This is a genomic window from Paenibacillus thalictri, assembly GCF_004307995.1.
Lineage (GTDB): Bacteria > Bacillota > Bacilli > Paenibacillales > NBRC-103111 > Paenibacillus_AF > Paenibacillus_AF thalictri.
The window spans coordinates 145126-159785 of sequence record NZ_SIRE01000018.1; the positions used below are offsets into that span (position 1 = coordinate 145126).

Sequence of the window (14660 nt, forward strand, 5' to 3'; positions counted from 1 at the left end):
GTATGGTGAAATCAAGCGTTTTTTCCGAAAGTCACACCGCCGTCAATGTACAGCGGCGAACCCATCATAAATTTCGATTCGTCGGACGCAAGGAACAACGCCGCCTTAGCTACGTCCTCGGGACGGCCGAGATCCCCGCTGAGCTGGCGTTTTTTCAGCGACTGGATCGCTTCTTCGGGATCGTCATACGAGGTGCGCAAATAATTTTCCACAAATGGAGTCAGAATGGTTCCCGGCAGCAGCGCATTGACGCGAATGCCGTATGGCGCATAATCCACTTGCATCGATTTGGTAAGCGCCAGTACGGCGCCTTTGGTCGCCGAATAAGAAGCTCTGCGGCCAAGACCGATTTCCGCGATACAAGACGACATGTTGATGATCGCTCCCGATTGGCGCTCCATCATATGCGGCAGCACGTATTTGGACGGAAGGAACACACCTCTGATGTTGACTGCGATGACGCGGTCCCACGCCTCCGGCTCAACTTCATGAATAGCGCCGACACCGCTGATTCCCGCATTGTTAAACAACACGTCGATGCGGCCGTATTGAGCGATTGCCGTGTCGACCATCGCTTTCACGGAGTCGGGGTTCGTCACATCCGCTTGGATAAACGACGCCTCTCCGCCGGCAGCGCGAATTTCCTCAACCGTTTCGTTGCCCTTGTCCTCCTGCAAATCGTTGACGATGACAACCGCACCTTCACTGGCAAACAGCAGCGCGGAGCTTTTCCCGATGCCGGATCCCGCTCCAGTGATCAAAATGACTTTGCCCTGCAATCTCATACACTCACTCCTTTAGCAACAGGTAATGGAACTTGAAATCCCTTCATGTTAAAACGGTGCTGCAATAGCAAGGTTATGACAAGCTGCCATGGGAGAGCCGCCGGGCAAGCGAGCCAATTTCGCGGATCGCAAGCTCCTTCTTTTCTTCCCATACATGCTGGAACATCGAGCAGCTGATCGCCGCAATCGCAATGCCGCGCGAATCGAATACAGGCGCAGCCACACAGCAAAAACCGACCACCGCCTCCTGCAGATCGAAGGCGTAGCGGACGCTGCGGATTTCCGCAAGTTGGCTGTGCAGTTCGCTTCTGGTTCGGATCGTATAAGGCGTCATCTGCGGTTCAAGCGCCTCTTCGCTAAAAAGAGCGTGAAATTCGCTTTCGGGAAGCGCCGACAGCAGCGCTTTACCTAACGCCGTAGCGTGTGCGGGAAACTTCTTGCCGGGTTCAGAAGCAAGGCGGACAGGAGATGGAACTTCTTCTTTGGCCAAATACAGCACCTCGCGTTGTTCCAGTTTGGCAAGCTGAATCGTCTCCCCGAGCTTCGTTTTGGAGACGGCGGCTTCTTTGCGGAACAAGTCGATCAGGCTGTACTGTTTAAAAAAGGCGTTTCCAATCAGCCCAAGCCGCGCTCCCAGCGAATAGGTCCCGTCTTCCTCGCGTTGTACCCACTCCAGCGATTCCATGGTCGCCAGCAGCGAAAACATCGAGCTTTTATGAATATCAAGCCGCTTGGACAGATCGATCAGCTTTAAAGCGGCGGGCTGCCCGGATATTTCCTGCAGAATGTCGTTCGCTTTTTCCAAAGCGGGTACCCAATATTTCTTTTCCATTCAGGTCCCCCAAGATGTGCAATTTGGTTTTCTATAATAAACCAAGGTTTATTATCCAAAATGATCGTACCATGTGCTAAAGAAATTTGTCAATTCACATTTTGCCGTCAGCTTCTTATCATAGACATCCCATTTTTTTCAAGTACAATAAGGGGTTATACAGGATTTCATAAAAAAGGAGTGAGTGATACGATGCCATTGCCGATGATTCATCTTGCCGTCGCATTTGAACTTTATTCCGGTGAAGCGGCGCCGCCTGCTCCCGAATTTTTGCTGGGCAGCATTGCCCCCGATGCCATTCATATGCGCAGCGGCACAGGGCGCAACGACAAAAAGTTTACCCATCTGATCGGTGAAGACGGCCGATTCTCGGAAAGCGCGGTCGAGCACTTCTATATGAACCGGCTTTATGCGGAGGAGCGAGGTCCTGTACGGCAATTTCTCCGCGGTTACTGCGCCCATCTGCTAGCCGACGCTTTATGGCTGCCCAACATCTTCATTCCATTCAGCGCTAAAGCGGACGCCCATCCATCGGAAAACCGGTCGGAAAAGGAAATCCGCGCGCTCTACTACAAGGACACCGATCAAATCGATTTTGACATGTACCGTCAGTCGTCATGGCGTCCCGCCGCCTGGAAGCTGCTCGAACAAGCGGAATCGCCGGAATGGGCTCCTTATTTGTCCGCGGACGAAATCGCAAGGTGGAGACGCCGTGTGATCGATTGGTTTGAGCAGCCGGAGAACGAACCAGGAACGACGCCGCAATTCATTACCGGTGCGATGGCTGCCGGTTTTATAAAGGAAGCCGCCGCTTATGTGGCAGATAAATTTAGCGAATGGGACTTGCGGCTGCCGGAGTCGAGGCGGATGCACGTTTAGATTTACCTTTTGACAAGCGGCAGACCGTGTTGGCATTACATAAGAAAAAAAGCAGCAGACCGCCTCTCCGATAAAGGAGATGAACGGTCCGCTGCCGTGTTGTTTAATCAATCCGGTGATTCGCTTAAGTCCGCTTATGCTTCGCCGGGTTTGACGGCGACGATACGGAGCCTTTTGTAATCGATATGCCACGCTCCGTCGTAAAACAGCCGCGGTTTGATCATTTCCGCGATTTTGCCGCATGCCTCCGCAATGTCCGCTTCGCTTAACCCTTTGAAAAAATCCCCGCCAAAGCTGGCCAGCCAGTGGTTAATGCCCAGCTCTCCGTCCTTCATACGGGTTGGCCGGTCGAAATGGAGCGCATAAGTCACCCGAAAACCCTGGTGCTCCAGCACCTTGCTGTATTCGCCGATGCTCGGGAAATACCATGGATTACGCGCGCTAGCGTCGATCCCGAACTGCTGCGTAAGCACTTGAACCATTGCATTCAGCACGGTCTCTACGTTGCTCTGCCCGCCAAACTCGGCGACAAATCTCCCGTCCGGCTTCAGCGCGTCCCATACGCACGAAACAACCCGCTCCGGACGATTCATCCAATGCAGCGCGGCATTGGAAAACACCGCATCAAACCGTTCCTCCACAGTAAATTGCTCGGCATCGCCGACAAAAAAGCGGATTTCGGGGTACTGCTTGCTTGCGCTCTCAATCATCGGCTGCGAATAGTCCATACCGATGACTTGCGCTCCGAGATCGGCTATTTCTTTGGTCAAATGGCCGGTACCGCAGCCCAAATCCAATATCGTCTCCCCCTTTTGCGGGTTCAACAATTCGACGACTCCTTTTCCAAGTTCCGCCACCATGCCCAATTTATGATCGTACAATTCCGGCTTCCATACGTTGGATGAGCTCATAACTTCATCTCCCTTCCCGTTATAAACTTATCATCGCACATTGAACATTATCATAGAAATATATAAAAATTATTAATTTTATAGGTATTAACTATAAAATTAATAATGCATAATAGCATACAAAAAGAACCAGCCTCAATTAGACCGGCTCTTTATCGGAGAAAGGTTGTTTAATTGTGTTTCTTCAGAGCCTCAATTTTAGATTCGGATAACCCTGATGCCTTAGCTATGATGGAGATATCCACTCCAAGGCTAAGGAGTTCGGCGGCCATTTGAACGGCTTTCTTTCGCTCGCCTTCAGCCAACGCTCCTTCGATCATAGAAGCTTCATCATGCAGATATTTTTGTCTGTCCTCATATAATCGGCGGGCTTCCGCATCCTGACTAAGAAACTCCAATGTATCCATCGCTTTTTTCAATACAGGCTCATTCATCATCAGCACCTCCCAATTAGATTTATCGACACCTTTCAGAAACAACAGCCAGTTCACCAATCCGCCGCTCTTGACGGGAACAGCGTGGTTATCCAGCTTGGGCAGCTCCAGAAAGTGCAGTTCCATATCCTCGATGAGGGGAATTCCGCTGCGGTCTTCGCGTAAATGAAACACATTGTGATATTGATCGTTCGGCAGAAGGGAATAATTCAAAATGTTGATGGTTACGCACTTTTTCAATACTTTATAGGATTGGCCTTCTTGTAGCTGTCCACTATACAGCTTGCTCCAATAAAACATCGTACGCTTCTCAGTGTCGTATTTGTTAAATAGCTGCATCTCGACATTTATCAGTTCGCCATCTGCTGTTTTGCCGCGAATATCTAGAATTGATTGCTTATCGCGGGGAGTGTCCTTCTCTGTATAAGGATTCAGCAGAATAATTTCCGTCAGCGGCGGCTTACCAGCCTCAATGAATGTAGTGTTCAGGAATGCAAGCAAAACATCTCGGTTTTCTTCACTGCCAAAGATACGTTTAAATAAAAAATCATTTCGAGGGTCAAGCAGTTCACTCATCCGCGATCAACTCCATTCATTATTATTATATCACGCGGCCAAGTCCTTAGACACACAAAACAGACACACTTTGTGGTGTGTCGGGCATATCAGAATCATGGAGTTGTCAAAAAAGGTGCAGTTTGAAAACACCCTCATACAGAAATCCCGTTTCTTGAAAGCTAGGTTTCCAGAATTACTGTGATTTGGTTGAAGAAATGACATCACAATGGAATGCTATAAATTCAAAAAAAAACGGGAACACTCGTTCTTATTTCGATTATCTGTTATTATAATTGTATGACTTATCCAATATTGGATTTTTGGGAGGTGAAAGAATGGCGGTAAAACATACTCCGACAGGCATAGTGCACAGTGGGGTCAAAGGTGGTAGAACTGGCTGTGGTTTTAATACCAATGAGAATCCTACTCATTGGGTTGACAGTCACTCCACGATCACTTGTGACAAAAACGGTTGCAAAAACTAGTCATTATTCGGCAGGAGCCCGCTCTCGTGATAGATGAGCGGGCTCTTTCTATTGGATGGGGGGAAATCGTTGCCGAGGGGAGCCCAAACGAGGTGATGCTTACCACAGTTAACCCTAAAACCTTACCATTCGATTTGAGTGATAAAATCAAGTTTACGTTCTGCATGTTCGAAGGTAAGGTCATTCAAGTCAAAAGGGCGATTTAGGCAACAGCTACTTGTGATAGGGATGGTTGTGGATGATGCGATAAGCCCGGTCCATCTGGCTAAGAGAGAGCCGTTCATCGGCTTGTGGGAGGTCTGAGCCAATAATAAAGGCTACTTGTGAACTTCCTGAGACTCCCCAGCTGTTGATCTTGTCAGCAAATGATTCCGACGAGATGGTTGGTTTGGTCGGGGTTACGAGAACCGTGAAGCTACTGTCAGCGAGTTTAGCAGACAGTTGCTCACGGTTCTTAAGCATGAGGAGTTGGGTTTTACCGTATCGAGTCAGGCGCTTCTCGTACTCCTTGATGGCATCGAGATAGAACTTCTCGAGCTTGGTTTGGATAACGTATATGTCAAATTTGGCTATGGTGTTGAAAATGATTCAAAGCGTGTTTGACTGGGAAACATCCAAGTACAAATAGCAGCCTCTAATCGGCGGTTGACTGCTTTGCCTTTCCGATGTCGGCGTCTTTAGGGCTGCTGTGCTTGTGGGAAAGGACGCTTTTCTCCAACCGAACATGGATAAGCTCCGTTTGCAGGTCTTGTTGTATACGGTGAATCGACATCAGCACATCTTCAACAGTTAACGTGTCCAGTTCGGGGCCATGCTTGTGTACGGTATGCAGGATGTAGGATTGTATAACGTCGAGCGTTTCGATACGCCTGCATAGCTGATTTTCTTCTGTTACGAACTGCTCGTACACTTTCAATACTTCGCTCATCTCTGTCACCTCCCGAGGACAAAACAGCTATCTTGTCTCTCGGGTTCATTTTTTTCGGCTCTCCGGAAGATTTCAATTGCGATTAAGCCGAAGCGCGTTTGTATTCGCAAGGATAACAATTCAATCTGTCTATTTTGCTGTAGTCTCAATATAAATAGAAGAGCTTCCTTGACCGTCTCGGTATGTATACCATATCCAGTACCAAAGCCATTTTCGCAAGTGTTGATACGCTGTACGATCAGCTTTTGGACTTGGAGAGATAAAAGTTGTTAATTAACTGGTTATTTGTATAATATTGAGTAGATTTTAAACATTGGAATTAATTTCAAGGGAGGAGTTTATTCTTGCCTTATCAAACCGATGAAAGAATAAAAAGCTATCTAGATACCAACCAATTACATAGAGAACAAATGTGTAGAGCAATTCTTGCTATTGATAAAAGGTTCAGTGAAGTGCGACCTCGTCATCCGCGAGGTGGCCCTGATGGTGGAAGAGATATTGAAGCAATCTATAGGGACAACCAGCTAGCATATGGAGCTATCGGTTTTGTAAATCAGGCAAACGATTCTGAGGAACAGAAAAAAACGATAAAAGCGAAATTTGAGAGTGATCTGAACAGCGCTCTTAGTGCAGATCACAAACCCAGTGTCTTTGTATTCTTTACCAATATCAATCTAACAATAGGAGAAAAGGATGCCCTTGTAGATAAGGCGAAGAAGTCTGGAATTTTGTTCTGTGAGATTTTAGATAGAGAACGACTCAGGATTGCATTAGATAGTCCTGATGGATTTTCAATTAGATTTCAATATCTTAACATATCACTATCCGAAGAAGAACAGGCGAGTTTTTTTGCTCGTTGGGGAGACGATATCCAGTCAGTGATATCTACAGGATTTCAACGAATAGAAAGTACCTTGAATAGGGTTCTTTTTCTACAAGAATATAATGATGCATTGTCTCATTTTACACTGTCTTTTGAATTGGACAAAATTTATCCCGCAGAAGCTATAGGCCATTTTAGACTGTTTTGCTCAATGTACCTGAAAGAGCCCAAACAAAAGATTATATCAGTATTATTTGGGTCTTCAGATAAATCCACTAGAATGAGAACTGATTTAGGAAAAGATTTCACCGAACAAAGATCAGGTATTAAATACGGAATAGGCGGCGGCCAATGGGAACAATATATTGATCTTGAAGAGAACGGCAATGATGACTCGGAAGAAGAAAAGTATGAGTGTGTTGGCTCTTCTTCCTCAATTGGTAGAAATGAAATAGAATTTTTACCTATTTCTTATAGTAAAAGTAGTTTTATAAGACTTTTTCCAAGTTTAACTCTGAGAGATTTAGATGAAGCGATGTTCCTACCTTTTGTAAATAAATTTTTGGCAGAAAAATTCAAGGCAATACATATTTATTCAAATGGTTACAAACTTCAGGAAATTAGCAGTTCTGAGTATTATATTGACGAATCTAAATTTGATCCCGGATTTCCAGTAAAATTTACTGAGGATGAACTTAATGACCCATGGGTTAGAATTCGACCTAAAAATGCCTCTACATTTCACATTAGATTTTTTGAAGAAACTCCAAAGAGAATGTATATTCCCAATCAAATAGTAAATAGCCTAGAAAATCGAAAAAACAGTTCTGCGGATAGTTAGAAGAAAATAAAAACATATCACGAGACAAGGGAAGCTTTTACCAAAATAGCCGAGGCGCTTCCTCGACTATTTGCGTTGCCGAAGCCCCCGCCGCGGTGAACCGTATCACAAATAACGCAAAAGCACAAAACCATTTCCGATCATGGGAGAGGTTTTATGCTTAAACGACTGTTAAAAAAAATCCTTGAACGAGTCTTGTGCGGTTAAGAGGACATATATTAGGTAGTGCAGAATTGTTGAGAATAGCGAAAAAAAATAAAAAAGTTGCTATCTGCTGTAGATAGCTTTATAACTAATATTATAATAATTATTATTTAATATTAATTATATTTTATGAGGAGTGATAAGAATGGATATGACTAATGCAAACGCTGGAAAATGTCCTGTAATGCACGGCAGTGCTACTAGTCACCAATCTAGCGGTACGACGAATAAAAACTGGTGGCCCAACCAATTGAACTTGAACATCCTTCACCAGCATGACCGAAAATCAAACCCAATGGGCGAAGAGTTTAATTATGCAGAGGAATTCAGAAAGTTGGACTACCAAGCTCTTAAGCAGGATCTTCGCGACCTAATGACTAACAGTCAGGATTGGTGGCCAGCCGACTACGGACATTATGGTCCATTCTTTATACGTATGGCTTGGCACTCCGCAGGCACCTACCGTACGGGTGACGGCCGCGGCGGGGCCGGCACCGGCACGCAGCGTTTTGCTCCCCTTAACAGTTGGCCTGACAATGGCAACCTCGATAAAGCGCGTCGACTGCTATGGCCAATTAAGCAAAAGTATGGCAACAAGATCTCTTGGGCCGACTTGTTCATTCTAACGGGTAATGTCGCTATTGAATCCATGGGCGGCAAGACATTCGGTTTCGGCGGCGGACGCGCGGACGTATGGCATCCGGAAGAAGATATCTACTGGGGTGTCGAAACGGAATGGTTGGGTGACAAGCGATACAAAGGCGATCGCGAGCTTGAGAATCCGCTTGCCGCTGTTCAGATGGGCCTTATCTATGTGAATCCGGAAGGTCTGAACGGCAACCCGGACCCGCTTGCAAGCGCTCGCGACATCCGCGAAACCTTCAAACGGATGGGAATGAACGATGAAGAAACCGTGGCTCTCGTGGCCGGAGGGCATACGTTCGGCAAGGCACATGGTGCAGGAGATGCTGCACTTGTTGGAGCAGAGCCAGAAGGAGCTTCTATTGAAGCACAAGGCTTAGGTTGGCTGAGCAAGCACGGCTCCGGCAAAGGTCGCGACACCATCACTAGCGGCATTGAAGGTGCTTGGACTGCGAATCCAACACAGTGGGATAATGGTTTCTTCGAGATTCTGTTTGGGAATGAATGGAAACTCACGAAGAGCCCGGCAGGCGCGCATCAGTGGGCTCCCGTAAACCCTGCTGAGGAGCATCTTGCACCGGATGCAGAGGATTTATCCATTCGTGTTCCGACGATGATGACCACTGCGGATATGGCATTGCGTGTGGATCCGGCATACGAGAAAATCTCCCGCCGTTACTATGAGAATCCAGTAGAGTTTGCGGATGCCTTTGCTCGTGCATGGTTCAAACTCACGCACCGTGACATGGGTCCTCGCGCAAGATATCTAGGCCCGGAAGTTCCCGAAGAAGTTCTGATCTGGCAAGATCCTGTGCAGGCGGTTGATTATGAATTAACAGACGCAGAAGTAGAAGATCTTAAATCCAGGATCCTAGACTCTGGACTTACGGTCGGCGAACTGGTAACAACGGCTTGGGCTTCGGCTAGTACTTTCCGTGGCTCCGATATGCGTGGCGGCGCGAATGGTTCCCGAATCCGTCTTGCTCCACAGAAGGATTGGGAAGCGAATCAGCCGAAACAACTTGCGAAAGTCATTTCTATACTGGAAGCCATTCGAGATGATCTGGACAAAAAAGTAAGCTTGGCTGATTTGATCGTATTAGGCGGCAGTGCCGCAGTAGAAAAAGCCGCGCTAGATGCAGGCTTTGATGTGACCGTTCCTTTTGCTGCCGGACGCGGCGATGCAACTCAAGAGCAAACCGATGTAGAAAGCTTTGCAGTGCTGGAGCCGGTCGCCGATGGTTTCCGCAACTATTTGAAGAAGCAGTACAGCGTAAGCCAAGCTGAGCTCCTGTTAGACAAGGCGCATCTGCTAAACCTTACTGCGCCGGAAATGACTGCGCTTGTTGGCGGCATGCGCGTGTTAGGTACAAATTTCGGCGACACCAAACACGGCGTATTCACCGATCGCGTAGGCACGCTCACGAACGACTTCTTTGTTAACTTGCTTGATATGGGAGTACAGTGGAAACCTGCAGACGGGGGCGTATACGAAGGACACGACCGCAAAACAGGCGAAGTCGTGCGTACAGCAACTATCGTTGACCTTGTGTTTGGTTCAAACTCCGTTCTGCGTGCCATTGCGGAAGTTTATGCTCAAGACGATAACAAAGAAAAGTTTGTGCGTGACTTCGTCGCTGCCTGGGTAAAGGTAATGAATGCAGATCGTTATGACCTTAATTAAGGCGACCACGGGGCGAGTCTCCAAACCTAATATGCGTAATCTGAACATATAAAGCAAAGAGCGGCATTCGTTACTGAATACTGCTCTTTGCTTTTGTATTATCTAAATTAAAGTCGAGGAAAAAGAAGGTAAACGATGGCGTTCATGAAGGGCTGCACATTCCTCCCCAGCAGACTTATTGCATTGTGTTCGCCCGGATCATCCATTATGATAAGCCATATAAACCGGTCATTCTCCGGAAAGGAGGAACTTCATGAAACGATATATTTTTATGATCGTGGTATCCTGCATGTCGATTCTTCTCCTGCTTTACGGCGTATGGGACGCTTATCAACCCCGGGTCGGTCCGATCGGCAACGGCCCTGACGATTCCGTCATATTGAAGTGGTTTCTCCTGCACATCCTGTCGCCCGTCTGCTTTCTGCTAACGGCCATCATCGGAATTTATCAACTCAAGAAGAAAAAATGAAAAAGCTTCGGATTGAAGCTTTTTCATAGGTTCATATTGTTTATTGGAAATTCGAAACGCCCCGATCTTGCCGCTGCCTTTGGCATAGCTCGCTCAGGGCGTTTCAATGCTATTTACGGCACGATAATCGCAGCGTACACTTTGCCGGGGCCGTGGATGCCGATGGTCAAATCGTTTTCAATATCGGCGCTGCGGCTCGGGCCGGTAATCAAATTCAGCGACGACGGATAATCGAGCGGAGCTGCGACGGAGCCGGTTACTTCGGCGAACGCCTCGCCCATGCGGGTAACGAGCTGGTCCGCGCGGAACACCGCGAACAAAATTTCCGTGAGCAGGCTGACCGAACGCCCGCGTTCCCGCGCCGCCTTCAGCACCAGCGTGCCCGTGTTCGCGACAGCGAAATCGGGCCACACGAGCCCGAGCTGGCACCGCTCGGTCTTGCGCAGCAGCTCGCCGCGCCCAGCCCAGCGCGAGGCCGCGGCATCGCCGCTGTCGCCGTTGCTCGGCGCGTCGCCTGCGTTTGCGCCGCTACGCTCGCCGCCAGCCGCGCGGCTATCCGCGGCAGCTACGCTCGCGCCCGCGAGCGAGCCGGCTTCGCCAGGCTGCGCAGCCGCGTCCTCGCGCCACGGCACGACCTCGACGCCGGCGCGCGCCAGCGCCGCGTCGACGCCAAGCTGCGCGAGCCCCGCGTGCTCCCAGCGCGATGCCCGCTGCACGCCGAGCTCGGCGGCGATCGCTTGCAGCCATGCGCCGATCTGCTCGGCAGCCTCATGCTCGCGTACGACAAGCGTCTTGCCGGTCAGCGCCGACCAATTCTGCGCGAACAGCTCGACCTGCTCATCTTGCGTCAGCCGGATGTCCTTATAAAACTGCGGCGCGCCACGAAACGGATGCGCCGGAGCTTCAGTGAGTGGCGCGCTGCGCCCCAATCGGCGGGCGATATTCCCCATAAACGCCTCGCGGCCGCGCATGCTTCCTTGCGTATGCTGTGTACTCATCTGCTGTCCCCTCCGTTCGAACGCTTTCCATCAGTGTCCGCCGTATGTCCGCTTGATTGGTTGACTGTCGGACCGCCGGCGCTGTCACCCTGCCGTTCCTGAAGCTTTGAGTCGGCGGCTTTTCGTTTCCCCGCTGCCTCTCCGCTCTTTAACTCGCGCTGCAGCTCTTCCCAGCGGTCGCGGAACGACCGCTTTGGCTTCATCGGGAACGACCGCGACTGCGTCCAGCCCGCCATCGGACCCGGCCCCTGCTTGATCCACCCTTTCGTGATAAAAGGCAGCTGCGCATAATAAGCCGACTTCGTCGCCAGCTTGTATAACGTCACATTGCCAAACGTCGTCTGAAACGATTTAAAAGCAAGCCGCTCCGCCAGCGGCGTGAGGCCGAGCTTCACCTTACGGGCCCGCAGCTGCACCAGCATGTCGTGCAGCGGGATTTTGACCGGGCACGCTTCGTAACACGCCCCGCACAAGCTGGACGCGTAAGCGAGCTGGCCCGCTTCCTTCATGTCCTGCTGCAGCAGCGGCGTCAGCACGGCGCCGATCGGGCCGCTGTATACGCTGCCGTACGTGTGCCCGCCGATATGGCGGTACACCGGGCAGACGTTCAGGCATGCCGCGCAGCGAATGCAATGCAGCACTTCCTGGAACACCGGATCGCCGAGCTGCGCCGAACGTCCGTTGTCCAGCACAATCAGGTGCAGCTCATCCGGTCCGTCCAGCTCTCCCTCGCGCCGCGGTCCGGTAATCATCGACGTATATGTCGTCAGCTTCTGTCCGGTCGCGCTGCGCGCCAGCATGTTCAGCACCACTTCCAGGTCGTCGTACGTCGGCACAAGCCGTTCCATGCCCATGATGACGACATGACATTTCGGGATGGTCGACACCATCCGGCCATTGCCTTCGTTGGACACCAGCGTAATCGCACCGGATTCGGCCACGCCGAAATTGCAGCCGGTCAGCCCGATATCGGCCTCCAGGAAATAATTGCGCAGCTTCCGCTTGGCGTAGCCGGCAAGGATCTTTGTTTCCGGCTCAAACGTTTCGCCAGCTTCTTCGGAAAAAATATCGGCGATTTGCGCTTTGTTCTTATGAATCGCCGGGATAATCAGATGCGACGGCGTCTCCTTGGCCAACTGCAAAATGTATTCGCCAAGGTCGGTTTCGATCGCTTCAATGCCGTGCTCTTCCAAGTGATGATTGAGATGGATCTCCTCCGATACCATCGACTTGCCCTTAGCGACCAGTTTGGCCTTGCGCGCTTCGGCGATTTCCATAAACGTCTTGACCGCTTCATTCCCGCCGCTGCAAAAATAAACATGCCCGCCGGCCTTCTGCACATTGTCCGTAAACTGCGTCAAATAATAATCCAAATGGTTGATCGTATGCTCGCGTATGGCGCGGGCCCTCGTCCGCCAATCTTCCCAATTGCCGAAAGCGTCGGAGGCGGCCAGCTTGCCCGTCTTCAGCTTATCGGTCGTAAATGCGACCGCTTTGCGCAGAAATTCGTTCGCCAGCGCTTCCTCCGTCCGCCGTTTGAGCCCCGTGCCGATCAGTTCCTTCTCACTTGCCGCTTGTCTCACCGCGTTTCACTCCTTCCTCCAACAGCTGCGCCAGATGCATGACGCGTACCGGTTGGTTTTCCTTGTTCAGGCGGCCGCCGATATTCATCAGGCAGCCCATATCCGTGCCGACAAGCACCTGCGCTCCCGTTGCGCAAACATTCATCGCCTTCTCGCAAACCATCGCTTCCGACATATCGGCCATTTTGACCGCAAATGTGCCCCCGAAACCGCAGCAATCTTCTTTTTTCGGCAAATCGATCATCTCAAGCCCCTTAACACGACTCAAAAGCTCCGTTGGCTCAGTTTTGACGCCAAGCAGCCGGGAAGCGTGACAGGAAGGGTGGTAAGTAACCTTCTCAGGAAATTCCGCCCCCAGATCGCGCACCCCCAGCACTTGCACCAAAAACTGCGAAAACTCGTACGTCTTGGCGATCAGCTTCTCCGCTTTCTCCTTCCACTCCGGCTCCTCCGCGAACAACATCGGATAGTAATGATGGACCATACCCGTGCAGGAACCGGATGGAGATACGACGTAATCGCTTGCATCAAATGCGCGGATCAAACCGCGGGCCACCTCTCTGGCCTCGTCATGGTAACCGCTGTTAAATGCGGGCTGGCCGCAGCATGTTTGCGTTTCGGGAAAGTCGACCTCGCAGCCGTAGCGGTGCAGCAGACGGGCAACGCTTTCACCCACCTCCGGATACAGCTGATCGGCCAGACACGTGATAAATAAGGAAACTCGCATCGTACAACCTTCTTTCGGAAAATAAAAATCAAGATCACCTATATGGTTATCAGGTTATCAGATAAGTTAACAAAAGAAAAGAGGGAACTTCATCAGCGCCGTAAAAACGCGTTCCCCCGAGCTTATTTTTTCAAAAATTTCAGCAGCACCTGCTCGACGTGGAACAAATGCTTGCGCATCGCTTCCTGCGCTCCGTCCGCGTTCTGCCTGAGCACAGCCTCATAAATATCGCGATGCTCGCTCCACAGCTGGGTGGAGACGGTTTTGCTGGCGTACATCTGCAGTCTCCTTGTTTCCCGGATCGCCGTCTGCATCTGGTTTGAGATCGTATCGACCAGCCGCAGCATGATCGAATTGTGCGCCGCCCGCGCGAGCGCCAAATGAAACTGCAAATCCGAGCGCTCTCCCTCCTCCTCGTCGCCAAGATGGTCGCTCATCCGCCGGATAATCCGCTCGAGTTCGGCAATGTCCTCGTCCGTCCTTTTCTCCGCGGCCAGCCCCGCAATGGATATTTCCAGCGCTTTGCGCGCTTCGATCAGCTCGATTACCGTCTCGCGGTTCATCAGCAGCGATTGAAAACCCGGCAGCTCGACATCGTCCGGCTCAATACGCCGCACGTAGCTGCCTTCGCCTTGGCGGATTTCGACAAGCCCTTTTGCTTTCAACGCGCTTAGCGCCTCGCGCACGGTGGACCGGCCGACCTGAAACTTCTCCGAAAGCTCTTTGCCTGAAGGCAGCTTGTCTCCCGGCTTCAGCGTACCGCCGACAATGAGCTGCTCCATCTGATCGGATATGACTTCATATATTTTACGTGTCGATATTTTGCTGAGTTCCATATAATCCGGCCAGCCTCGCTTTCGTCATACTGCTTATTTGC

Annotated in this window: 14 protein-coding genes; 4 read left to right on the forward strand and 10 right to left on the reverse strand. The window is 50.3% G+C overall.

The genetic code is table 11. The features are described 5' to 3' along the window. Positions 1 to 11 precede the first annotated feature (11 nt). Both EYB31_RS24230 and EYB31_RS24235 read right to left on the reverse strand, forming a co-directional pair. The gene (locus EYB31_RS24230; protein ID WP_131016009.1) at positions 12 to 785 is read right to left on the reverse strand and encodes an SDR family NAD(P)-dependent oxidoreductase; all 774 of its coding nucleotides are present in this window, start codon (positions 783 to 785) and stop codon (positions 12 to 14) included. A 73-nt stretch (positions 786 to 858) separates the two neighbouring features. Next, positions 859 to 1617: an IclR family transcriptional regulator gene (locus EYB31_RS24235; protein WP_131016010.1), complete on the reverse strand. Its 759-nt coding sequence runs from the start codon at positions 1615 to 1617 to the stop codon at positions 859 to 861. A 192-nt stretch (positions 1618 to 1809) separates the two neighbouring features. On the opposite strand from EYB31_RS24235, the gene EYB31_RS24240 reads away from it, so the two are divergent. Next, the gene (locus EYB31_RS24240; protein ID WP_131016011.1) at positions 1810 to 2496 is read left to right on the forward strand and encodes a zinc dependent phospholipase C family protein; all 687 of its coding nucleotides are present in this window, start codon (positions 1810 to 1812) and stop codon (positions 2494 to 2496) included. A 134-nt stretch (positions 2497 to 2630) separates the two neighbouring features. Here the strand turns inward: EYB31_RS24240 and EYB31_RS24245 are convergent, their stop codons facing one another. The 4 genes from EYB31_RS24245 to EYB31_RS24265 form a co-directional block, all read right to left on the reverse strand. Continuing rightward, positions 2631 to 3407, reverse strand: coding sequence for a class I SAM-dependent methyltransferase (locus EYB31_RS24245; protein ID WP_131016012.1), 777 nt, complete (start codon positions 3405 to 3407; stop codon positions 2631 to 2633). Between the two features lie 170 nt (positions 3408 to 3577). Next, positions 3578 to 4417, reverse strand: a complete 840-nt coding sequence (locus EYB31_RS24250; RefSeq protein WP_131016013.1) for an Rpn family recombination-promoting nuclease/putative transposase — start codon at positions 4415 to 4417, stop codon at positions 3578 to 3580. A 680-nt stretch (positions 4418 to 5097) separates the two neighbouring features. Then, on the reverse strand, positions 5098 to 5472 hold the full coding sequence (locus EYB31_RS24260) for a 23S rRNA (pseudouridine(1915)-N(3))-methyltransferase RlmH (RefSeq protein ID WP_206105495.1): 375 nt from the start codon (positions 5470 to 5472) through the stop codon (positions 5098 to 5100). 46 nt (positions 5473 to 5518) lie between these two features. After that, positions 5519 to 5812, reverse strand: a complete 294-nt coding sequence (locus EYB31_RS24265; RefSeq protein ID WP_131016016.1) for a hypothetical protein — start codon at positions 5810 to 5812, stop codon at positions 5519 to 5521. A gap of 344 nt (positions 5813 to 6156) precedes the next feature. Between EYB31_RS24265 and EYB31_RS24270 the strand changes: the two genes are divergently transcribed. The 3 genes from EYB31_RS24270 (at position 6157) to EYB31_RS24280 (ending at position 10475) form a co-directional block, all read left to right on the forward strand. Next, positions 6157 to 7476, forward strand: coding sequence for a hypothetical protein (locus EYB31_RS24270; RefSeq protein ID WP_131016017.1), 1320 nt, complete (start codon positions 6157 to 6159; stop codon positions 7474 to 7476). Between the two features lie 355 nt (positions 7477 to 7831). Next, a complete protein-coding gene (katG, locus tag EYB31_RS24275; protein ID WP_420819469.1) occupies positions 7832 to 10006 on the forward strand; it encodes a catalase/peroxidase HPI in 2175 nt (724 codons plus the stop codon). 253 nt (positions 10007 to 10259) lie between these two features. After that, positions 10260 to 10475 carry a hypothetical protein gene (locus EYB31_RS24280; RefSeq protein WP_131016019.1) on the forward strand — a complete coding sequence of 72 codons (216 nt, stop codon included), beginning with the start codon at positions 10260 to 10262 and terminating at the stop codon, positions 10473 to 10475. A 113-nt stretch (positions 10476 to 10588) separates the two neighbouring features. On the opposite strand, the gene EYB31_RS24285 is transcribed toward EYB31_RS24280, so the two are convergent. The 4 genes from EYB31_RS24285 to EYB31_RS24300 all read right to left on the reverse strand — a co-directional run bounded on the left by EYB31_RS24285 (position 10589) and on the right by EYB31_RS24300 (position 14619). Next, positions 10589 to 11473, reverse strand: coding sequence for a LutC/YkgG family protein (locus EYB31_RS24285; protein WP_131016020.1), 885 nt, complete (start codon positions 11471 to 11473; stop codon positions 10589 to 10591). Continuing rightward, complete coding sequence (locus EYB31_RS24290; protein ID WP_131016021.1) at positions 11470 to 13056, reverse strand: LutB/LldF family L-lactate oxidation iron-sulfur protein; 1587 nt, start codon at positions 13054 to 13056, stop codon at positions 11470 to 11472. The genes EYB31_RS24285 and EYB31_RS24290 overlap by 4 nt, the downstream gene beginning before the upstream one ends. Continuing rightward, positions 13037 to 13783, reverse strand: a complete 747-nt coding sequence (locus tag EYB31_RS24295; protein WP_131016022.1) for a (Fe-S)-binding protein — start codon at positions 13781 to 13783, stop codon at positions 13037 to 13039. The genes EYB31_RS24290 and EYB31_RS24295 overlap by 20 nt, the downstream gene beginning before the upstream one ends. 122 nt (positions 13784 to 13905) lie before the next feature. Next, positions 13906 to 14619, reverse strand: a complete 714-nt coding sequence (locus EYB31_RS24300) for a FadR/GntR family transcriptional regulator (RefSeq protein ID WP_131016023.1) — start codon at positions 14617 to 14619, stop codon at positions 13906 to 13908. Between the last annotated feature and the right edge of the window lie 41 nt (positions 14620 to 14660).